The sequence below is a fragment of the Streptomyces sp. TRM49041 genome, from assembly GCF_008271805.1.
Classification (GTDB): Bacteria; Actinomycetota; Actinomycetes; order Streptomycetales; family Streptomycetaceae; genus Streptomyces.
In genome coordinates, this window is sequence record NZ_VSRY01000128.1 from 13,616 (window position 1) to 34,190 (window position 20,575).

At 71.2% G+C, this 20,575-nt stretch carries 21 protein-coding genes and 1 tRNA gene; 14 read left to right on the forward strand and 8 right to left on the reverse strand.

The window, feature by feature from the left end; translation table 11 throughout:
- Window positions 1-53 precede the first annotated feature (53 nt).
- Genes FVS66_RS15675 through FVS66_RS15690 form a run of 4 tightly spaced genes read left to right on the forward strand, consistent with a single transcriptional unit; the run spans window position 54 to window position 5,750 of the window.
- Window positions 54-1,670 (forward strand): carboxyl transferase domain-containing protein, encoded by a 1,617-nt coding sequence (locus FVS66_RS15675; protein ID WP_149181807.1) that lies wholly within the window; start codon window positions 54-56, stop codon window positions 1,668-1,670.
- Window positions 1,671-1,678: 8 nt separating this feature from the next.
- Window positions 1,679-3,652: a biotin carboxylase N-terminal domain-containing protein gene (locus FVS66_RS15680; RefSeq protein ID WP_149181808.1), complete on the forward strand. Its 1,974-nt coding sequence runs from the start codon at window positions 1,679-1,681 to the stop codon at window positions 3,650-3,652.
- Window positions 3,649-4,584: a hydroxymethylglutaryl-CoA lyase gene (locus FVS66_RS15685; RefSeq protein ID WP_149181809.1), complete on the forward strand. Its 936-nt coding sequence runs from the start codon at window positions 3,649-3,651 to the stop codon at window positions 4,582-4,584. The genes FVS66_RS15680 and FVS66_RS15685 overlap by 4 nt, the downstream gene beginning before the upstream one ends.
- A gap of 5 nt (window positions 4,585-4,589) precedes the next feature.
- Complete coding sequence (locus tag FVS66_RS15690) at window positions 4,590-5,750, forward strand: acyl-CoA dehydrogenase family protein (RefSeq protein ID WP_149181810.1); 1,161 nt, start codon at window positions 4,590-4,592, stop codon at window positions 5,748-5,750.
- A gap of 88 nt (window positions 5,751-5,838) precedes the next feature.
- Here the strand turns inward: FVS66_RS15690 and FVS66_RS15695 are convergent, their stop codons facing one another.
- From FVS66_RS15695 to FVS66_RS15705, 3 genes are read right to left on the reverse strand one after another with little or no spacing between them, the layout of a single operon-like run.
- Complete coding sequence (locus FVS66_RS15695; protein ID WP_149181811.1) at window positions 5,839-6,693, reverse strand: helix-turn-helix transcriptional regulator; 855 nt, start codon at window positions 6,691-6,693, stop codon at window positions 5,839-5,841.
- Between the two features lie 24 nt (window positions 6,694-6,717).
- Window positions 6,718-7,245 (reverse strand): DUF6879 family protein, encoded by a 528-nt coding sequence (locus FVS66_RS15700; protein WP_149181812.1) that lies wholly within the window; start codon window positions 7,243-7,245, stop codon window positions 6,718-6,720.
- A complete protein-coding gene (locus FVS66_RS15705; protein ID WP_149181813.1) occupies window positions 7,217-7,477 on the reverse strand; it encodes a hypothetical protein in 261 nt (86 codons plus the stop codon). The genes FVS66_RS15700 and FVS66_RS15705 overlap by 29 nt, the downstream gene beginning before the upstream one ends.
- A gap of 203 nt (window positions 7,478-7,680) precedes the next feature.
- On the opposite strand from FVS66_RS15705, the gene FVS66_RS15710 reads away from it, so the two are divergent.
- From FVS66_RS15710 to glmS, 5 genes are all read left to right on the forward strand, one after another.
- Entirely contained in the window at window positions 7,681-8,070 is a 390-nt protein-coding gene (locus FVS66_RS15710) for a hypothetical protein (protein WP_149181814.1), read from the forward strand.
- The gene (locus FVS66_RS15715; protein ID WP_262387015.1) at window positions 8,067-8,276 is read left to right on the forward strand and encodes a hypothetical protein; all 210 of its coding nucleotides are present in this window, start codon (window positions 8,067-8,069) and stop codon (window positions 8,274-8,276) included. The genes FVS66_RS15710 and FVS66_RS15715 overlap by 4 nt, the downstream gene beginning before the upstream one ends.
- A 169-nt stretch (window positions 8,277-8,445) precedes the next feature.
- Complete coding sequence (locus FVS66_RS15720; protein ID WP_149181815.1) at window positions 8,446-9,579, forward strand: methyltransferase domain-containing protein; 1,134 nt, start codon at window positions 8,446-8,448, stop codon at window positions 9,577-9,579.
- Window positions 9,580-9,790: 211 nt separating this feature from the next.
- Window positions 9,791-10,066: a hypothetical protein gene (locus FVS66_RS15725; RefSeq protein WP_149181816.1), complete on the forward strand. Its 276-nt coding sequence runs from the start codon at window positions 9,791-9,793 to the stop codon at window positions 10,064-10,066.
- A gap of 35 nt (window positions 10,067-10,101) precedes the next feature.
- Entirely contained in the window at window positions 10,102-11,919 is a 1,818-nt protein-coding gene (gene glmS, locus FVS66_RS15730) for a glutamine--fructose-6-phosphate transaminase (isomerizing) (RefSeq protein ID WP_149181817.1), read from the forward strand.
- A gap of 101 nt (window positions 11,920-12,020) precedes the next feature.
- Here the strand turns inward: glmS and FVS66_RS15735 are convergent, their stop codons facing one another.
- From FVS66_RS15735 to FVS66_RS15745, 3 genes are all read right to left on the reverse strand, one after another.
- Window positions 12,021-12,515, reverse strand: a complete 495-nt coding sequence (locus FVS66_RS15735; protein ID WP_149181818.1) for a hypothetical protein — start codon at window positions 12,513-12,515, stop codon at window positions 12,021-12,023.
- Window positions 12,516-12,902: 387 nt separating this feature from the next.
- Window positions 12,903-13,469 (reverse strand): GPR1/FUN34/YaaH family transporter, encoded by a 567-nt coding sequence (locus FVS66_RS15740; RefSeq protein WP_149181819.1) that lies wholly within the window; start codon window positions 13,467-13,469, stop codon window positions 12,903-12,905.
- Between the two features lie 143 nt (window positions 13,470-13,612).
- Complete coding sequence (locus FVS66_RS15745) at window positions 13,613-14,134, reverse strand: universal stress protein (RefSeq protein ID WP_149181820.1); 522 nt, start codon at window positions 14,132-14,134, stop codon at window positions 13,613-13,615.
- A gap of 438 nt (window positions 14,135-14,572) precedes the next feature.
- On the opposite strand from FVS66_RS15745, the gene FVS66_RS15750 reads away from it, so the two are divergent.
- From FVS66_RS15750 to FVS66_RS15765, 4 genes are all read left to right on the forward strand, one after another.
- Window positions 14,573-15,064 carry a hypothetical protein gene (locus tag FVS66_RS15750; protein WP_399225630.1) on the forward strand — a complete coding sequence of 164 codons (492 nt, stop codon included), beginning with the start codon at window positions 14,573-14,575 and terminating at the stop codon, window positions 15,062-15,064.
- Between the two features lie 378 nt (window positions 15,065-15,442).
- On the forward strand, window positions 15,443-16,642 hold the full coding sequence (locus FVS66_RS15755) for a helix-turn-helix domain-containing protein (RefSeq protein ID WP_149181822.1): 1,200 nt from the start codon (window positions 15,443-15,445) through the stop codon (window positions 16,640-16,642).
- A 93-nt stretch (window positions 16,643-16,735) separates the two neighbouring features.
- Entirely contained in the window at window positions 16,736-17,347 is a 612-nt protein-coding gene (orn, locus tag FVS66_RS15760; protein ID WP_149181823.1) for an oligoribonuclease, read from the forward strand.
- 116 nt (window positions 17,348-17,463) lie between these two features.
- A tRNA-His gene (locus FVS66_RS15765) sits at window positions 17,464-17,536 on the forward strand.
- Between the two features lie 231 nt (window positions 17,537-17,767).
- Here FVS66_RS15765 and FVS66_RS15770 read toward each other — a convergent pair.
- Both FVS66_RS15770 and FVS66_RS15775 read right to left on the reverse strand, forming a co-directional pair.
- Window positions 17,768-18,304: a flavoprotein gene (locus FVS66_RS15770; RefSeq protein ID WP_149181824.1), complete on the reverse strand. Its 537-nt coding sequence runs from the start codon at window positions 18,302-18,304 to the stop codon at window positions 17,768-17,770.
- The gene (locus FVS66_RS15775) at window positions 18,301-19,497 is read right to left on the reverse strand and encodes a helix-turn-helix transcriptional regulator (RefSeq protein WP_262387016.1); all 1,197 of its coding nucleotides are present in this window, start codon (window positions 19,495-19,497) and stop codon (window positions 18,301-18,303) included. The genes FVS66_RS15770 and FVS66_RS15775 overlap by 4 nt, the downstream gene beginning before the upstream one ends.
- Window positions 19,498-19,595: 98 nt before the next feature.
- On the opposite strand from FVS66_RS15775, the gene FVS66_RS35485 reads away from it, so the two are divergent.
- Window positions 19,596-20,159 (forward strand): DUF6415 family natural product biosynthesis protein, encoded by a 564-nt coding sequence (locus FVS66_RS35485; RefSeq protein WP_222946938.1) that lies wholly within the window; start codon window positions 19,596-19,598, stop codon window positions 20,157-20,159.
- Window positions 20,160-20,575 lie beyond the last annotated feature (416 nt).

Genomic DNA, 20,575 nt, shown 5'->3' on the forward strand with positions numbered 1-20,575 from the left:
AAATACGTTAACGGTCATTAACGTCTGTCGTACGGGCAAGGGGGCTCGACACGATGCAGCAGGCACCTGTGCTGGGGAGCGCGGCGGATCCCGCGTCCCCGGCCTGGCAGGCCAACGAGGCGGCACACCAGGAGCTCGCCGACGACCTGCGGGCCCGGCTCGCCGCGGCCCGGCTCGGCGGCGGTGAGAAGGCCCGCGCCCGGCACACCGCGCGCGGGAAGCTGCTCCCCCGCGACCGCGTCGACACGCTCCTGGACCCGGGCTCGCCCTTCCTGGAGCTGGCCCCGCTCGCGGCGAACGGCATGTACGACGACCAGGCGCCCGCCGCCGGGGTGATCGCCGGGATCGGCCGGGTCAGCGGCCGCGAGGTGGTGGTCGTCGCCAACGACGCGACGGTCAAGGGCGGCACGTACTACCCGATGACCGTCAAGAAGCACCTGCGCGCGCAGGAGGTGGCCCTGGAGAACCGGCTGCCCTGCGTGTACCTGGTCGACTCCGGGGGCGCCTTCCTGCCCATGCAGGACGAGGTGTTCCCCGACCGGGAGCACTTCGGGCGGATCTTCTACAACCAGGCCCGGATGTCGGGTGCCGGCATCCCGCAGATCGCGGCCGTGCTCGGCTCCTGCACGGCCGGCGGGGCGTATGTGCCGGCCATGAGCGACGAGGCCGTGATCGTACGGAACCAGGGCACGATCTTCCTGGGCGGCCCGCCCCTGGTGAAGGCGGCGACCGGCGAGGTCGTGACGGCCGAGGAGCTGGGCGGCGGCGAGGTCCACTCCCGGACGTCCGGCGTCACGGACCATCTCGCGGAGGACGACGCGCACGCGCTGCGGATCGTCCGGAACATCGTGGCCACCCTCCCCGCGCGCGGGCCACTCCCCTGGTCCGTGGAGCCCGCCGAGGAGCCGAAGGTCGACCCGGCCGGGCTGTACGGGGCGGTGCCGGTCGACTCCCGGACGCCGTACGACGTGCGCGAGGTCATCGCCCGCATCACGGACGGGTCGCGGTTCGCGGAGTTCAAGGCCGAGTTCGGGCAGACCCTCGTCACCGGCTTCGCCCGCGTCCACGGCCACCCGGTGGGGATCATCGGCAACAACGGCATCCTGTTCTCGGAGTCCGCCCAGAAGGGCGCCCACTTCATCGAGCTGTGCGACCAGCGCGGCATCCCGCTCCTCTTCCTCCAGAACATCTCCGGCTTCATGGTCGGCCGCGACTACGAGGCGGGCGGCATCGCCAAGCACGGCGCCAAGATGGTCACGGCCGTCGCCTGCACCCGCGTACCGAAGCTGACGGTCGTCGTCGGCGGCTCGTACGGCGCCGGGAACTACTCGATGTGCGGCCGGGCCTACAGCCCCCGCTTCCTGTGGATGTGGCCCAACGCCAAGATCTCCGTCATGGGCGGCGAGCAGGCCGCCTCCGTCCTCGCCACGGTCAAGCGCGACCAGTCGGAGGCCCGCGGCGAGTCCTGGCCGGCCGAGGCCGAGGAGGCGTTCAAGGACCCGATCCGCGCCCAGTACGAGCAGCAGGGCAACGCCTACTACGCGACGGCCCGGCTGTGGGACGACGGAGTGATCGACCCGATGGACACCCGCCAGGTGGTGGGTCTCGCCCTGACCGCGTGTGCCAACGCGCCCCTGGGGGACCCCCAGTTCGGCGTCTTCCGGATGTGAGGGGTTCCATGTTCGACACCGTTCTGGTGGCCAACCGAGGCGAGATCGCCGTCCGGGTCATCCGTACGCTGCGGGCCCTCGGCATCAGGTCCGTGGCCGTCTTCAGCGACGCGGACGCCGACGCGCGTCATGTACGGGAGGCGGACACGGCCGTACGGATCGGCCCGCCGCCGGCCGGCGAGAGCTATCTGTCCGTCGAGCGCCCCCTGGAGGCGGCGCACAGGACCGGCGCCCAGGCCGTGCACCCCGGCTACGGCTTCCTCGCGGAGAACGCCGCGTTCGCGCGGGCCTGCGCCGACGCGGGACTGGTCTTCATCGGCCCGCCCGCCGACGCGATCTCCCTGATGGGCGACAAGATCCGCGCGAAGGAGACGGTGAGGGCCGCCGGCGTCCCGGTGGTCCCGGGCGCCGCCGACCCCGGCCTTGAGGCTGCCGCCCGCGAGCTCGGCGCCCCCGTGCTGCTCAAGCCGTCGGCGGGCGGCGGCGGCAAGGGCATGCGGCTGGTGCGGGACCTTTCCGTGCTGGAGGACGAGATCGCCTCGGCGCGGCGTGAGGCGCGTGCGTCGTTCGGTGACGACACGCTCCTGGTGGAGCGGTGGATCGACCGGCCCCGGCACATCGAGATCCAGGTCCTGGCGGACGGCCACGGCAAGGTGATCCACCTGGGCGAGCGCGAGTGCTCCCTCCAGCGCCGCCACCAGAAGATCATCGAGGAGGCGCCGTCCGTCCTGCTCGACGAGGAGACCCGGGCGGCTATGGGCGAGGCGGCCGTCCAGGCGGCCCGCTCCTGCGGCTACCGGGGCGCGGGCACGGTCGAGTTCATCGTCCCGGGCAACGACCCGTCCTCGTACTACTTCATGGAGATGAACACCCGCCTCCAGGTCGAGCACCCGGTGACCGAGCTGGTCACGGGCCTGGACCTGGTGGAGTGGCAGCTGCGGATCGCGGCCGGGGAGCCGCTGCCGTACGAGCAGAAGGACATCACGCTCACCGGGCACTCCATCGAGGCCCGCATCTGCGCCGAGGACCCGGCACGCGGATTCCTGCCGTCCGGAGGCACGGTCCTGGCGCTGTGCGAGCCGCAGGACGGGGGGTCCCCCCTGTCCGGAGAGCCCGGGGTGAGGGTGCGCACCGACTCCGGGCTCAGCGAGGGCACCGAGGTGTCCAGCCTGTACGACCCGATGCTGTCGAAGGTCATCGTGCACGGCCCCGACCGCGCCACGGCCCTGCGCAAGCTGCGTGCCGCGCTCGCGGACACGGTGACGCTCGGCGTGCCGACGAACGCCGGGTTCCTGCGCCGGCTGCTGGCCCACCCGGCGGTCGTCGCGGGCGACCTGGACACAGGCCTCGTGGAGCGCGAAGCCGACGGGCTGGTGGGCGACGGCGTACCGGACGAGGTGTACGAGGCGGCCGCCGCCGTCCGCGAGGACGCGCTGCGCGCCCGGCCGGACGCCCGCACGGGCTGGACGGACCCGTTCTCGGTGCCGAGCGGGTGGCGGATGGGCGGCGAGCCGCTGCCGGTCGCGCACCCGCTGCGCGTACCGGGCACGGAGCCCGTCACGCACATCGCCCGCGCCACCGGCCGTACCGTCACCGGCGACCGGGTCACCGTCACGCTCGACGGTGTCACACACACGTTCCACCGCGCCGGCTCCTGGCTCGGCCGGGACGGCGACAGCTGGAACGTCCAGGACCACGACCCGGTCGAGGCGTCCCTCACCCGTTCGGCGTACTCGGGAGCGGACTCGCTCACGGCGCCGATGCCCGGCACGGTCACCGTGGTCAAGGTGGCCGTGGGCGACGCCGTGACGGCGGGGCAGGGCCTCGTCGTGGTGGAGGCCATGAAGATGGAGCACGTCATCTCCGCGCCGCACGACGGCACCGTAGTCGAGCTGGACGTCACGCCCGGCACGACGGTCGCCATGGACCAGGTGCTGGCCGTCGTCGAGCCGCACGCCCCTGAGGAGGAGGTCGAGCGATGACCGCCGGACTGCCCATGACCGTCCCCGCGCCCGGCCTCCCGGCCCGTGTCCGGATCCACGAGGTCGGCCCGCGCGACGGGCTGCAGAACGAGCAGGCGACCGTCCCGACGGAGGTGAAGGCCGAGTTCATCCGCCGCCTAGCCGGGGCGGGCCTCGGCACGGTCGAGGCGACGAGCTTCGTGCACCCCGGGTGGGTGCCCCAACTGGCCGACGCGGAGAAGTTGTTCCCCCTGGTCCGCGACCTGGACATACGCCTGCCGGTCCTCGTCCCGAACGAGCGCGGCCTGGATCGGGCGCTGGCGCTGGGCGCGCGTGAGGTCGCCGTGTTCGCCAGCGCCACGGAGACGTTCGCGAAAGCCAACCTGAACCGCACGGTGGACGAGGCCCTGGCCATGTTCGAGCCCGTCGTGGCCCGGGCAAAGGCCGAGGGGCTCACCGTCCGTGGCTACCTGTCGATGTGCTTCGGCGACCCCTGGCAGGGCCCCGTCCCCGTCGAGCAGGTCGTCGGCGTGACCCGCCGCCTCGCCGACATGGGGTGCGACGAGCTGAGCCTGGGCGACACGATCGGCGTGGCCACCCCCGGCCACGTACAGGCCCTGCTGACCGCGCTCAACGAGGCGGGCGTGCCCACGGAGCGGCTCGCCGTGCACTTCCACGACACATACGGGCAGGCCCTCGCCAACACCTTCGCCGCGCTCCAGCACGGCGTGACCACGGTGGACGCCTCCGCCGGCGGGCTCGGCGGCTGCCCGTACGCGAAGTCCGCCACCGGGAACCTCGCCACCGAAGACCTCGTGTGGATGCTCCACGGCCTCGGCATCGAAACCGGGGTCGACCTCGGCCGGCTCACCGCCACCAGCGTGTGGCTGGCCGAACAGCTGGGCCGTCCCAGCCCCTCCCGCACCGTCCGCGCCCTCTCCCACAAGGAGTGACCCCCATGTCCCTGGACCACCGGCTCTCGGCAGAGCACGAGGAACTGCGCCGTACCGTCGAGGAGTTCGCCCACGACGTGGTGGCGCCCAAGATCGGCGACTTCTACGAGCGCCATGAGTTCCCGTACGAGATCGTGCGGGACATGGGGCGCATGGGCCTGTTCGGCCTGCCGTTCCCGGAGGAGTACGGCGGGATGGGCGGCGACTACCTGGCGCTCGGCATCGCGCTGGAGGAGCTGGCGCGGGTCGACTCGTCCGTGGCCATCACGCTGGAGGCGGGCGTCTCGCTGGGCGCGATGCCGGTGTACCGCTTCGGTACGGAGGAGCAGAAGCGGCAGTGGCTCCCGAAGCTCTGCTCGGGCGAGATGCTGGGCGCGTTCGGTCTGACGGAACCGGAGTGCGGCTCGGACGCGGGCGGCACGCGCACGACGGCCGTGCGGGACGGCGACGAGTGGGTGATCAACGGTACCAAGTGCTTCATCACCAACTCGGGCACGGACATCACGGGCCTGGTCACGGTCACGGCCGTGACGGGCCGCAAGGAGGACGGCCGCCCGGAGATCTCGTCCGTCATCGTCCCGTCGGGCACACCGGGCTTCACGGTGGCGGCCCCGTACTCGAAGGTCGGCTGGAACGCCTCGGACACCCGCGAGCTGTCCTTCCAGAACGTGCGGGTCCCGCTGGCCAACCTCCTGGGCGAGGAGGGCCGCGGCTACGCGCAGTTCCTCCGCATCCTGGACGAGGGCCGCATCGCGATCGCCGCCCTTGCGACGGGCCTGGCTCAGGGCTGCGTGGACGAGTCGCTCAAGTACGCGCAGGAACGTCATGCCTTCGGGAAGGCCATCGGCGAGTTCCAGGCCATCCAGTTCAAGCTGGCCGACATGGAGATGCGCGCCCACATGGCCCGCATCGGCTGGCGCGACGCGGCGTCCCGCCTGGTGAGCGGCGAACCGTTCAAGAAGGAGGCGGCGGTGGCGAAGCTGTACTCCTCCACGGTCGCCGTCGACAACGCCCGCGAGGCCACCCAGATCCACGGCGGCTACGGCTTCATGAACGAGTACCCGGTGGCCCGCATGTGGCGCGACTCCAAGATCCTGGAGATCGGCGAGGGCACGAGCGAGGTCCAGCGCATGCTGATCGCCCGCGAAATGGGCCTCTCGGCCTGAGCCCGACGACCCCTCCGCCGACCTACGACGACGCCCCCTGTTCTCCGCGCGTGTGCGAGCGAGGACAGGGGGCCTTCGTCATCTCTGGTCACCGCAGGGCTTCAACGGCTTTGACGATCAGGGCCCGCGCGTCGCGCCCGTACACGGCCATGCTGCGGAGCTGCTCGAACGCCTTCAGGTAGAGGGCGACCTCACTGGGTTGTGAGATCCGCACGCGCGCGGACACCAGCTCAACCGATACGAGGGTGTCGTCGTACACGTGGAATGTCTCGCGTGGCCATTGACCGCGCTCGTGCGTAGCCATGGGGACAATCCCGAGCGATACCGAAGGCGAAGCGCCGGCCGTGAGGAGGTAGCCGAGTTGAGCCGCCATCGCGTCCGCGTCGGCTATCTGGTGGTACAGCACGGACTCTTCGATCAGCAGCACGAATCGGTGCCCCGGCTCATGGATGATGCGGGACCGCTCGACGCGGGCGCGAGCGGCTTCTGCGCTGTCGTCGAAGGCAAGCTCTCGGAAGCGGGCGACTGTGCGGAGGATCGCCGCCGCGTACCCCTCGGTCTGCAGCAGTCCGGGGACGAGGGTGGAGGAGTACACACGGAACAGCTGAGTATCGCGGAAGAACTGCGCTGAACTGTTCTGCAGCTGCTTCAGCCCGCTGCGCATCTGGTGCCGCCACTCCGTGTACATCGACTCCGCGTGCAGCGACCGAACGATGAGGTCCTCGGCCTGGTCCTCAGCGCTGGTAGCGCCGCACCACAGACGGATGTCCTTGGCGGAGGGTGCGGTGCGGGCGTTCTCGATGCGGGACGTCTTGGCGTGGTGCCAGCCGCACCGGCCAGCCAGCTCAGCGACCGTCAGCCCAGCCTTCTTGCGGAGATCGCGCAGGCGCACAGCGACCGCCTCGCGTGCGGCCTGGGCGGACGAGGACGGGGAGATGGGCATGAGCTGGCTGTCCGGTGATACCTGCTAGCGAATCTCGTACTGCTCGTGCGGGATGCCGCGATCCCAGACCGCTTCGAACGCTTCGGCGCAGAGCTTTGCCGCCGCCGGGTCGTCGGAGATCTCCGGGCCGGCCGATGCGCCTTCTCCCGTGAAGTGGTTCCAGCGGACCAAGCGGTTGTCGAAGAGCCAGAAGTCATTGCCAGGCAGGGCGATATCCGAGGCTCGCCGTCTGGGGAGCCATCGGACCTGCTCGCCCGCAGCGATATTGGTGAACGTCCCGTCGTACAGGAACCTGGTGTACTCGCTGACGGGTTCGGACACTATCCGTGCCCTGCGTACCACTACTCCGCGGGACACCGTCTCCTGCATGAGATCGAGCCATGGCCGCCACCAGGACGCGCGATCCGCCGGGTCGTGGCGGAAGCCGCTCCGCCAAGCGACAAACGGCCCCTTCTCGTAGTCCACGGCGTAACTGTCGCGCATCTCCAAGTGCACGGCGGAGCGCGTGCAGGACGCGATCAGCTCATCGAAGGCTGGAACGTTCGACGGCATCGCATGCCTCCCTGATCATGTGCGCCATCCTGGCGGGGATACGGATTACGGCCTCGTGGTCCGGGATCCCCTTGGCGTGACCGGGGACCTCGAACGCGGTGCACTCCGCCTCCAATTCAGGGCTCGGCTTCCAACCCTGGAAGACGAGTTCGTTGCTCTCTTGATCAACCCACACGGTGGGACTCTCGTCGTCGCCGGTGCCGGGGTCGATGCCGATGAACTGCAGTGCCATGACAGCCTCCGTTGGCGGGAGTTGTGCAGCAGTGTGCACAACTTTCGTCCTCTGCCGAGGGCCGGTCAAGGGCCGGAGAGGGCCACCATCCCTACGAGTGAGGAGAGTTGCACATATCTGCACAGTGCTGGAGTGCGTGCACAGCCCGTCTCTACGGTCGGAAGCGCCTGACGCCGCGACGACCCGCAAGGAGGGGCTGCAAAATGACGACGATCAAGGTGCTCGCGAGGCATCGCGACGGCACCACCCGCACAATGCGCGAGCGGCGCGAGGTGGCGCCGGCCGACCCGCCGCCGCCCGCGCTCATCTTCCCGCCGTGCGCCTGCCCCCGATGCCGCGGCCCGGAAGGAGCGGACCCGGTGAGCGCCGCCACGCGGCAGCAGCCGGAGCCCGCCCTGCCCGCGTACGGTGCGCTGACCGACGTGCGCCGGAACGGCTTGGACTGCGTCCACTGCGGACACCGTTTCACCCCCGCCGATGCCAAGACGGCCGTCGAATACGGCGACCGGTACGACGAGACCCCGTACGGCGGCCGGGTCCGCTGGTTCCCTCGCGCCTGCGCCGACTGCCGCGCCACGCGGAGCCGGGCGTGAGCGTCCCGGAGGGCGAGGGCACCGTGACCGTGGCGGGCACGGAGTTCTGCGTCTACTGCGACAAGCCGATCACGGGCGGAGCCAAGGTCATTGAGGGGTTCTCCGCGTCCGGTGCGAGACCTGACTCGTACTACCACCCGATGTGCGGGCCGCGCCAAGCCCCGTACGGGCGGGGCCACCAGGTCGGCCCCTACGGCGACCGTTGAGCTCCCGTCTACCGCACCACCCACCGCAGCCACCATCCGGCCCACCACCAGGAGGTACCCATGGCCGACAACGGCAAGCACGCCGGACCGCCTTCCGACAAGCCCTGGAACCCGCCCCCGCAGCCCCCGTCCCCGGACGGCTCCGGGCCGGGCAAGTGAGGAGCCGACCTTGACCACCGCCCCCACCGGCGGGCACGCGGCGCTCGTGGAGCAGCTTCACGAGCGGGGCCTGCTCGACACGGCCTGGCGCCGCGTCTGGCTCGACGTGCCGCGCGACCGCTTCATCCCCGACCGCGTCTGGCGCCAGGAGCCCACCGGCTGTGTACCCGTCACAGGCGCCGACCGCCTCGCCCTCGTCCACTCCGACGAGCCCGTCGTCACCCAACTCGACGACGGCCGGCCCGACGGCCCCGGCATCGCCACCTGCTCCAACTCCCAGCCGTCCATGGTCGCCCGCGTGCTCCAGCTCCTGGACGTCCAGGACGGACACCGGGTCCTGGAGGTCGGGACCGGCACCGGTCACCTGGCCGCGCTGCTGTGCGCCCGCGTCGGAGACCGGAACGTGCACACTGTGGAGGTCGACGCCGAGCTGGTCGGCCAAGCGGCGAGCCGACTGGCCACCGCCGGGTACGAACCGTGCGTCGCCCATGCCGACGGCGAGTGGGGCGTGCCGTCGGCCGCGCCGTTCGACCGGGTCGTCGTGACCTGCGCGCTGCGCCATGTGCCTACGGCGCTGCTGGAACAGCTCCGGCCCGACGGCGTCCTCGTCGCGCCGCTGGACCGGGACTTCTGGTCCGGCGCGCTGATCCGGATGGACGCCACGGGTCACGGCCGGTTCGAGGGCGGCGCCTCGTACATGCTGATGCGCTCCCATCGGCCGGCGTCGGAGCCCCCCGCCGTCGACGACTCGACCGTCCGTCACAGCGTCACCGGCCTGGTGCCGCACGAGCTGCTGACCCTCGGCTTCGCCCTCTACGCGGGCGCGCGCCTGCCGGGCGTACGGATGTGGCACACCCGCGCCGGTACCGGCGCGAAGCTGTGGGTGCAGGACCTCACCGGCTCAGCCGCCGCCCACGTCAGCGGTCACGACGTGTGGCAGTACGGTGCGCGGGCGCTGTGGCGGGAGATCGAGCAGGTGCACGCCGAGTACGTTGAGCTCGGCTGCCCGGAGGGGGCGGAGTTCGGCCTCACGGCTGCGGCAGGCGGGCACCGCGTGTGGCTGACGCGTCCGGCACGCGTCATCGAGCCCGCTCCGTGGGTGTCAGCCGCCGCCCGCACGGACGTACACGGCGACCAGTCCTGAGACCGCCCCGAGCCAACGCCCCACCCCGCCCCGCCCCGCCCCGCCCCGCCCCTGAGCGTCGTACGACATGGCCTCCAGGTATGGGAACCCGGTCCTGGTGGTAGGGGGCCGGTCTAGACCAAGGCCGCCCCGACTTCCGATCATGAAGGTTCCTGCCCGATATCGGGCAGGAATCTTGCGAAGAAGCCCGTCCACCCCTCAGTATCTACGGGTGCTCGATCGCCGCCCGTCGCATGACGACCTCATCGACCACCTGGTGCGCAGCACCGCGCTCCCGCGTGGTGAGGCCGCCCGGGTGGTGCTCGACGTGCTGGCGTACTTCGACGAGACGACCGAGGAGTACGTCCGCCGCCGCCACCGCGAACTACAGGCGGCCGGTGCCGCGAACTCGGAGATCTTCGAGCGCATCGCGGCGGAGCTGCCGCACCGCGCCGTGGCGCCCCCGGAGCTCTCGCTCCGGCAGCTGCGCCGGATCGTCTACGGCTGAGCACACTCCCGGAAACCAGAAGGGGTACACACTCTATGTGCGGAATTGTCGGCTATATCGGTAAGCGCGATGTCGCCCCGCTGCTGCTGGAGGGCCTGCAGCGGCTCGAGTACCGGGGTTACGACTCCGCGGGCGTCGTGATCACCAGCCCGAAGGCGTCCGGCCTGAAGATGGTCAAGGCCAAGGGCCGGGTCCGGGATCTGGAGGCCCGTATCCCGAAGCGCTTCACCGGTACGACCGGCATCGCCCACACCCGCTGGGCCACCCACGGCGCCCCGAGCGACGAGAACGCCCACCCGCACCTCGACCCCGAGAACAAGGTCGCGGTCGTCCACAACGGCATCGTCGACAACGCCGCCGAGCTGCGCGCGAAGCTCGAGGCCGACGGCGTGGTGTTCGCCTCGGAGACCGACACCGAGGTGCTCACGCACCTGATCGCCCGCTCGCAGGCCGAGCGCCTGGAGGAGAAGGTCCGCGAGGCGCTCAAGGTCGTCGAGGGCACGTACGGAATCGCCGTCATGCACGCCGACTTCAACGACCGCATCGTCGTCGCCCGGAACGGCTCCCCGGTCGTCCTCGGCATCGGCGAGAAGGAGATGTTCGTCGCCTCCGACGTCGCCGCGCTGGTCGCCCACACCCGCCAGGTCGTCACCCTCGACGACGGCGAGATGGCCACCCTGAAGGCCGACGACTTCCGTACGTACACGACCTCGGGCACGCGGACCACCGCCACCCCGGAGACCGTGGAGTGGGAGGTCGCCTCGTACGACATGGGCGGCCACGACACGTACATGCACAAGGAGATCTCGGAGCAGGCCGACGCCGTGGACCGCGTCCTGCGCGGCCGCATCGACGAGAAGTTCTCCACCGTGCACCTGGGCGGCCTGAACCTGGACGCCCGCGAGGCGCGCGGCATCCGCCGGGTGAAGATCCTCGGCTGCGGCACCTCGTACCACGCCGGCATGATCGGCGCCTCGCTGATCGAGGGCCTGGCCCGTATCCCCGCCGACTCCGAGCCCGCCTCCGAGTTCCGCTACCGCAACCCGGTCGTGGACCCCGACACCCTGTACATCGCGGTGTCGCAGTCCGGTGAGACGTACGACGTGCTCGCCGCGGTGCAGGAGCTCAAGCGCAAGGGCGCCCGCGTCCTCGGCGTGGTCAACGTCGTGGGCTCCGCCATCGCCCGCGAGGCCGACGGCGGCGTGTACGTGCACGCCGGCCCGGAGGTCTGTGTGGTCTCCACCAAGTGCTTCACCAACACGGTCGTCGCGTTCGCCCTGCTCGCGCTGCACCTGGGCCGTATCCGCGACCTGTCGGTCGCCGACGGCAAGCGGATCATCGAGGGCCTGCGCAGGCTGCCCGAGCAGATCCAGGAGATCCTCGAGGGCGAGGAGGACATCAAGAAGCTGGCCGCCGAGTACGCCGACGCCAAGTCGATGATGTTCATCGGCCGGGTCCGCGGTTACCCGGTCGCCCTGGAGGCGTCCCTGAAGCTCAAGGAGATCTCCTACATCCACGCCGAGGCGTACCCCGCCTCCGAGCTGAAGCACGGCCCGCTGGCGCTCATCGAGCCCGCGATGCCGACCGTCGCGATCGTCCCGAACGACTCCCTGCTGGAGAAGAACCGCGCCGCGATGGAGGAGATCAAGGCCCGCAGCGGCAAGATCCTCGCGGTCGCCCACCAGGAGCAGGAGAAGGCCGACCACACGATCGTCGTCCCGAAGAACGAGGACGAGCTGGACCCGATCCTCATGGGCATCCCGCTCCAGCTCTTCGCCTACCACACGGCGCTGACCCTTGGCCGCGACATCGACAAGCCGCGCAACCTCGCCAAGTCCGTCACGGTCGAGTAAGCACGCACACGCGCACACAGAGGCGCGCACACGCGGAAACAGGGGCCCGGGGGCCGGCCGTGCGGCCGGCCCCCGGGCTCTGTCGCGTGCCAGGCCGGTGGTCAGAGGGCGCGCAGGTAGTACTTGGTGCGGAAGCCCCCGCTCGTGGAGCAGTCCAGGCTGTTCTGCGTACGGGTGTAGGTGAAGCCCTGCGGGACGGTGCACGCCCACAGGCCGGTTCTCGGCGTGCGCAGCAGGTACTTCGTACGGAAGCCGCCGCTGGTGGAGCAGTCGAGGGTGTTCCGCGTGGAGGTGTAGGTGAAGCCGGGCTTCGTGGTACACGCCCACAGGTTGTCGGCGGGCGGCTGGACGTAGAACTGGGTCCTGAAGCCCCCGCTGGTGGAGCAGCTGAGCGTGTTGCGGGTGTTGGTGTACGTGTAGCCGGAGGGGACGGTGCAGGACCAGAACCCGGCGGCCGCCGACGCGCCGCCGGATGCCTGGGCGGGTGCGGAGGCGGCCGCCGGGGCGGAGGCGGTCGCCGGGGCGGAGGCGCCGGCCACCATGAGGGCGGCGGTTCCGGCGGCGAGCAGGAGCGTGCGCGGTGTCGATCGCGGCATGGGAAGAGCACTCCTAGTTGGTCGTCCATCGAATATCGGGCAGAACCAACGGGTGGGGGGCCGGCCGGGGGTCTGTCCCTTTCCCCGGCCGCCGCAGAGCGCGCGGTGGAAGCCTGGCAGCCGCATCAGCCACCGGCAAGTGCCCTCCGCCCGCTCCGCGCCGTATTCCGGCCGCCCCGGGTACGCTCCCCGACCTGCGGGTTCACCGCGTGTCCGGGGGCGATGCGCCTTCCTGACGATCGCCGACTCGACCGAAACCGGGCGGACCGGCTGTGCCGCGGCGCCGGTCCGGACGCGAGAAGGGCGGTCCCCGGTGTGTGCCACCGACACACCGGGGACCGCCCTGTTTCGCACGGCCGGTGCCGCCCTCGCACCGGCCTTTGTGGCTCAGCTCGTGGCCGCCGCGCCCCGGCTCGCGGTGCGGCCGGTGAGGCTGGGCCACTTGGCGAGCGACGCCGTCGCGCCGTACCAGGCCGCGAGGCCCGCGACGACGGCGAGCCAGCCGCCGACCTTGCCGAGCGCGGAGGCGTCCGCGAAGGCGCCGATGCCGAGCAGCAGGAGTGCCAGGAAGAGCAGCCCGTACACGCCCTGCCCGAGCAGTCCGCTGCCGCTCGCCGCAGCGGTCAGGGTGAGCGCCAGGAGCGCCCACAGGAGCAGAAAGAGGCCGGCGGCCTCGGCGGAGACCTGGGCGCCCACGCCGGTGCCCCAGGTGAACCAGAACGCGCCCAGTCCGGCGAACGCGGTCCCCTCGCGGCTGTCGCCGGCGCGGAAGGCGAACAGTCCGGCGACGAAGAGGGCGACGCCGCCGACCCAGGTCGCGAGGGCCGAGGCGTCCGCGGCCCCGACGTTGTCGATCACACCGGTGCTGCCGACGCCGAACGCCAGCAGCGTCAGTCCGAGTGCGAGGTGGCCGAGAGTGGAGGTACTGCTCCCCGCAGAGACGTCGTTGTCCACGGCGGGCTCCCTTCATGTGCAGTTGCGCTGCTTCCCAGCCATGTCGATATACCCTTCACAAACGCACAATCCACCTCTGACGGGGGCTTAATTCGTTCGTGAGGGAGGTGAGTTGACCAGGTCTCACCAGGGACAACGACTGGTCACGGGATGACAACGACGGGCCGCTGCGCACGCCGTGCGAGCCGGCCGGCGACCGAGCCGAAAATGCGCCCCACGATGCCGTGCGTGGAGCCGACCACGATCGCGTCGGCCGAGTACTCGCGGCCGACCTCCTCCAGCTCGTGACAGATGTCGCCGCCGCGCTCGACAAGGATCCAGGGCACCTCGGTGAGGTGTTCCGCGCAGGCGAGTTCGAAACCGAGGACCTCGGTGCGGTGGTCCGGTACGTCGACGAAGACGGGGGGCTCGCAGCCGGCCCAGACGGTGGTGGGCAGCCGATTCGCCACATGAACGATGATCAGACCGGAGCCGGACCGGCGCGCCATGCCGATCGCGTAGGCGAGCGCCCGCTCGCTGGAGGTCGATCCGTCGAAGCCGACGACCACGCCGTGCTGGAACGCGGGATCACAGGAATGGCGTGTGTCGTCCGCCGCCAGGGGGTCCACCGCCGAATCGGCGACCTGCCTGCGGTCGGCTGGTTCAGGAAATTCGTGACCGGCCATGGATGTCTCGGCGAAGAAGGTCCTTGTGAGGAGGGCTCAAGGGACAAGATCGTCTGTCGGAGCTGTGTCCGGGAATCATCTTCCCAACCCCATACCCCCAAGGGTACGGCGCCACTCCTCTCGTGCCCAGTACTGCCAGCGCGTACGCCGCCCTTCTCGCGGCGTTCCAGGGAGCATGCACGAGGCCGCCCCCGGACGCAACGCCGGATGCCCCCTACAGGCGTCCCCCCGGACGGCCCGCCGGGGCCCGTAATCGCCCTCCCGGAGCGTCACGCACCCGTTCCCGGCAGTGACCGGAGCGGCCCGCCACTCGTTTGTCAGCGCGGTCCGCCCGACCACCGCACCACTCCCAGGGAGCCTCCCGTGTACGCAGCCCGGGCAGCCGCCCCGAGCCCCGCAGCGCCCGCCCGCACCCCCGCGGGCAGGACCGTACGAACGGTGGCCGCACTACCGGCCGAGCCGGCATACCCGAGCGCCGCGGAGGGGACGGAGACGGCGGCGGGCCCATGGCCGACGACGACACCCACCATGCCCGGTCCGGCCGCCCCGACCGCCCCCGCCGCCCCGGCCGCGAACGCCGGGCCCGCCGCGCCCGGCAGGCATTCCGGGCACTGCGGGCGGGGTGCCGACGCGGCGAGCGACGTGGTCCGCTGGGCGGTCTTCAGCTGCGCCCTGGTCCCGTTCGTCCTCCTCCTGTACGGCATGCCCTTCGGCGGCGCCGCCACCACCACCCTCGGGCTCGCCGCGGTCACCGCCGCCTGCCGGGTGCTGCTGCGCCGCTCCGAACGCACCCCGGTCGCACTGCTGTCCGAGCCCCCGGCCGAGGAGCCGGCCGCGCCACCCGCTCCGCACCGGGGCCGCCACTCGCGGAGCGGGACGGGAGCGCACCGCGGCGGACGCCACGGGGCGGGTTGTACGCCGGGAGACTGACGCCTTCGCACACTCGCACCCATATGTTTTCGGCCAACTTCGGTGAACCCGCCGATCCTTGTCGGAATGGCCTGCGAACCCCCTTGCCACCAGGGAGATAAGGGCCGCAGAGGGCTCGCGCACCCTACGCGGATGGGCCATGAGCGCGAGACGCACTTCCCTGCGGGGCCCTCAGGGTGAAACGCTTCGTGATCGAATGCTTCGCGCCAAGTTGCCTTGTCGACATAGTGCCGGATGCGGAACTTGTCACTCCGGCGCCGCGGGACACAGTAGATTCGATCATGACTATCGGAGAACGGGGTCTCGTGCAAAACCGAGGGGAAACGTGCAGGAGCGACAGGACCTAGGAGACGCGAACACCGAGGGGGGCTTAGCGTCATGAGCCAGGACTCCGCCGCACCGGAGACCGGACGAAAACTGTCCGGACGCCGCCGTCGCGAGGTCGTCGCCGTCATGCTGTTCAGCGGCGGCCCCATCTTCGAGAGTTCCATCCCACTCTCGGTGTTCGGGATTGACCGCCAGGACGCCGGAGTTCCGCGCTACAGGCTGCTGGTCTGCGCGGGCGAGGAAGGGCCACTGCGCACGACCGGGGGACTCGAACTCTCCGCGCCGTACGGCCTGGAGGCGATCAGCAGAGCGGGCACCGTCGTCGTACCGGCCTGGCGGTCGATCACCTCGCCGCCACCGGCCGAGGCGCTCGACGCGCTGCGCCGCGCCCATGAGGAAGGCGCCCGTATCGTCGGCCTGTGCACGGGTGCGTTCGTGCTCGCCGCCGCCGGTTTACTGGACGGGCGGCCGGCCACCACGCACTGGATGTACGCACCGACGCTCGCCAAGCGCTACCCGTCGGTCCATGTGGACCCGCGGGAGCTCTTCGTCGACGACGGCGACGTACTGACGTCCGCGGGAACGGCGGCCGGAATCGATCTCTGTCTGCACATCGTGCGGACCGACCACGGCACGGAGGCGGCCGGGGCACTCGCCCGGCGGCTGGTCGTGCCACCACGCCGCACCGGCGGCCAGGAGCGGTATCTGGACCGGTCCCTCCCCGAGGAGATCGGCGCCGATCCGCTGGCCGAGGTGGTGGCGTGGGCGCTGGAGCACCTCCATGAGCAGTTCGACGTGGAGACGCTGGCGGCGCGGGCGTACATGAGCAGGCGCACGTTCGACCGGCGCTTCCGTTCACTGACGGGCTCGGCGCCGCTCCAGTGGCTGATCACCCAGCGGGTGCTCCAGGCACAGCGGCTGCTGGAGACGTCGGACTACTCGGTGGACGAGGTCGCGGGCCGCTGCGGCTTCCGTTCACCCGTGGCGCTGCGCGGCCACTTCCGGCGCCAGCTCGGCTCGTCGCCGGCCGCGTACCGGGCCGCCTACCGGGCCCGGCGCCCGCAGGGTGACGGGGCGCCGCCGGGGGCCGCCGAGCCGGTCGTCCCGCCCCAGGGCGGAGTCCCGGGCCCGGGGCTGCGCCGGCCGACGGCGGGCGCCGCCGCCGGGGTGGGCCAGGACCCGGGCAAGCCGCACGCGGACGTGTACGGGTCCGGCCGGGCGGCCCTGCCGGGCCAGCGCAGCGCGCCGTAACGGCACGGCACGTCCGAGAGGAACCGAGAGGGACCGCCGGCGGAGGGGAACACGAGACCACCCCTTCACCGGCGGTCCCTTTAAGGTGGTCGCATGAACGATCGCATGGTGTGGATCGACTGCGAGATGACCGGGCTCTCGCTGACGGACGACGCACTCATCGAGGTGGCCGCACTGGTCACCGACTCGGAACTGAACGTGCTCGGTCAGGGCGTGGACATCGTCATCCGGCCGCCGGACGCGGCCCTGGAGACCATGCCGGACGTGGTGCGCGAGATGCACACCGCTTCCGGACTCCTCGACGAGCTCGCGGGCGGCACCACCCTCGCCGACGCGGAGGCACAGGTCATGGCGTATGTGCGCGAGCACGTCAAGGAGCCCGGCAGGGCACCGCTGTGCGGCAACTCGGTCGGCACCGACCGCGGCTTCCTCGCCCGTGACATGCCCACGCTGGAGGACTACCTCCACTACCGGATCGTCGACGTCTCCTCGGTCAAGGAACTGGCCCGCCGCTGGTACCCGAGGGCGTACTTCAACAGCCCCGAGAAGAACGGCAACCACCGGGCGCTCTCCGACATCCGCGAGTCCATCGCCGAGCTGCGCTACTACCGCGAGGCGATCTTCGTCCCGCAGCCCGGCCCCGACTCCGACACGGCGAAGACCATCGCGTCCCGCCACGTCCTCCCCCCGGAGCCCTCGAAGTAGCCCCGGCACACGACCCCGGTCAGGGCGACTGATCAGCACCACGTAAACGAGTGCGCGAGCACCCTCTCGGACCCTGTACACTTTTTCTCGGCCGGTCGGGAAGAAGACCGGTCGTGGTGGGTATAGCTCAGCTGGTAGAGCACCTGGTTGTGGTCCAGGATGTCGCGGGTTCGAGTCCCGTTACTCACCCTTAACGATCAAGGGCTGACCTGCGAAAACGGGTCAGCCCTTCGTCGTTGCCAGTGTGCGGCTCGCCTGCGGCCCCGGATGCGTCTGACGCCGAACGGTGAGGGGCCGACGGTTGGTGGCGCTCGCACCCCCCCGGAGCGTGAGGGCATCCCGGCCGCCCCTGTCCCAGCTCCGGGGACGGCAGGGGGCGCCTTCGTCATTTCCCGCCGCGCCCTTCCCTGCACGCCGGGGTCAGAGCATGGCGCGTTCCAAGGCGGTGAGCGCCCGCTCCCATGGGTACGCGGCGCCGTCGCCGGATTTCGGCGCGTGGGGCTGGTAACCGTCCGGACCATCCAGCACCAGCACGCCCTGTTCGCGGAGTGCGGCAATCGCCCGAGGGACTGCGGGCTGCGCACCGAGAGCCGTGGACCAGAAAGGCATTGCCGCCACCGGGATGCCGAGGTGCACTGCCTCAGCGGGGATACCGAGGGCCACGGTGTCCGTGATGCCCGCGCCCCACCTGCACAGGCTCGTCGTAGTCAGAGGCGCCACCAGCATCGCGTCTGCCTTCGGCAGTCCGCCAGACTCCCCCGGACGGGTGTAGCGGTGCCGCACGGGATGCCCCGTCAGCGTCTCCAACTCACTCAGCCTGCCCTCCCACCAGCTGGCGGCGGTCGGGGTCAGGATGAGGCAGGTGTCCCAGCCGGCGGCCTGCGCGGCGCGTACACCGCGGTCGATGTACTGGGTAGGGCCAGCGGCGGTAGCGATGAGGTAGAGCACTCGCGTCATGCGGGGAGTCCACAGCGTTGTGCAAGCCCGCGCAAGCTGGTGTCGGGATTCGGTACGAGCATCATCAGCTCCCGCACCAGCCCGACCACTGCTGGCCGCCGCACCTCCTCGGGCGCCAGCTTCTCGGCTTCCAGCAGGTCCCGGGTAGCGTCTTCGCGGCGCCGAGTCAAGGTCGAAGCGCGTGCATTGGTCACGAGGTGCCGGGCACGCCGCTCCCTGCCGAGCCCCGCCAAGGCGCCAGGGGCGATACGCTGCGCGGCCTCCAGCGCCGACCAGGCGTCATCGAGCCGGAGAAGCACGTCTACCTCGTGCAGCTGGACGTTGGTGGGGCCGAACGCGGTGTAGTCCGCGTCCTGGTCGTCGCCCTGTCGCTGCGCTACCTCCTCGGCCTCTCCCAGTCGTTCGGCTGCCTCGGCGACGGAGGCCGGGGACCGTCCAGCACCGGTCGCCCCAACGGCAGCTACGAGGTACAACATGCCGAGTGTGGACAGGCCGGCCGGGCCCCCCTGTTCGAGGTCCGCCCGTAGCTCTGTGGCGGTAATCGTGGCGTAGGCGGCGGCCGCCGCGTGCCGCTGCTGGTGTATCAGCCCACGCGCCACACGGCGGGCAGAGGCGCCGATCGCCACCGGATCTCCGGCGGTGTCGGCGGCGGCCAACGCCCGGTCAGCGGCCAGTACACCGGGAGTGCGGCCAAGCTGCCCGTACTTGAAAAGGAGGCTGGCGGTGAGCTGGTAGGCGCGAGACAGCAGCAACGATCCCTCGGCGCATTCTCCAGCGGCGGCGTGGGCGTCAGCGAGGATTGCTGGCAGGTCGCGAGCGCAGGCGGTGTAGTGGCAGGCGGCCCACGCCTGGCAGCAGAACCCCAACCTGCGCCACAGTTCCGGCAGATGCACGGAGGTGCGGGGACGTTGTGCGGGATGGTGCAAGGAGTCCACCAGGGCGGCCAGGTCGGCGGGGAGGCGTAAGGGCGCGGAAGTGGGCGCGGGGTCGGTCACGAGTCGTTCGAGGGGGATGCGCAGGATTTCCGCTGCCCGCTGAAGCACGGACAGCCTGGGGTCGGTCTGGCGCTGCCCACCTTCGAGGTCTTGGACCCAGCGCCGGGACTGGCCCATGAGCCGCCCGAAGTCGGCCTGAGTGAGTCCCCGGTGCTCGCGCCAGTAGGCGATGCGGCGCCCGACGCGTCCAGTGTCCATGCACATCTCCCCTGCGAGGCACGCACACTGCGTGCTCACAGACTGTTGTACCGCGCCTACGGTCCCCACGTAACCGATCCCGACCGAGAGGCCAAGCGGTGACCGCGCAGGAGCACGAGAGGGGCACCCTTCCCCCACTCCACACACTGACCGAGAGGCAGCGGTACGGCCTGCACTGCGTGCACTGCGGCACCCAGCTGGCACCCGACAGTGCCGTCGAGCTCGGCATCCGGTACTCCGGGGACGGCACCGCCCGCACCGCCTGGTACCCGCGCGCCTGCCGCCGCTGCTGCGCCCAGCGCGCCACGCCGGACATCGACACGATGCGCGCGACCGCGCAGCGGCTCCTCGACCCGGCCGCCGACCTGCCCACCACAGACGAGGTGGACACACTGATCCTCGCCTATCGCGGCATGCTGATGGAGCTCATCCCCGCCGTCGAGGACGCTGCCAACCGGCGCCCCGACGGCGATGTGACGCGGTCGGACGCGGAGGCCGGTCTCCGGGAAGCCCGGGTGCGACTGGAGTACGGCCCGCGGAGCAGCGCCCTGCCGGCGCTCGTCGCGCACGGGCAGCGTCTCGCCCGCGCCGTGGTGTGCCTGACCAGGCACCTCGGTTGGCTGGAGGCGGCCGCCGACGGCGCGCAGGGGGCCCGGTCGTGACGGCGATGAGCGGCACACGGTACTGCATCCGGTGTGAGCGGCCCCTCGGCGACCGGCAGGAGCGGGTGCCTGCGCCGGATTCGGCGTCCGGGGCGCGCCCTGACGGCTGGGCCCACCCGCTGCTCGACCCGGACTGCGCACCCTGGCCGAGGCTGGAATCCGCGCGGTACGGCTACTGACTCCCGTCTCGGCTGCCACGCCCTGGACAGGTCGACAGCCGAGACGGGCCCGGGCCACAGAGCCCAAGTATGTGCACGACGGCACGGGGGACAGGCCCCGCGCCGACACACACCCAAGGAGCAGAATGACCCCGGTAGGGACCATCAGCAACGGACACGGCACCAAGGCGTACCAGAACGTGAACGCCCCCGGCCTGGACTGGCGCAAGTCCAGCCGGACGGACCTGGACCCGATCC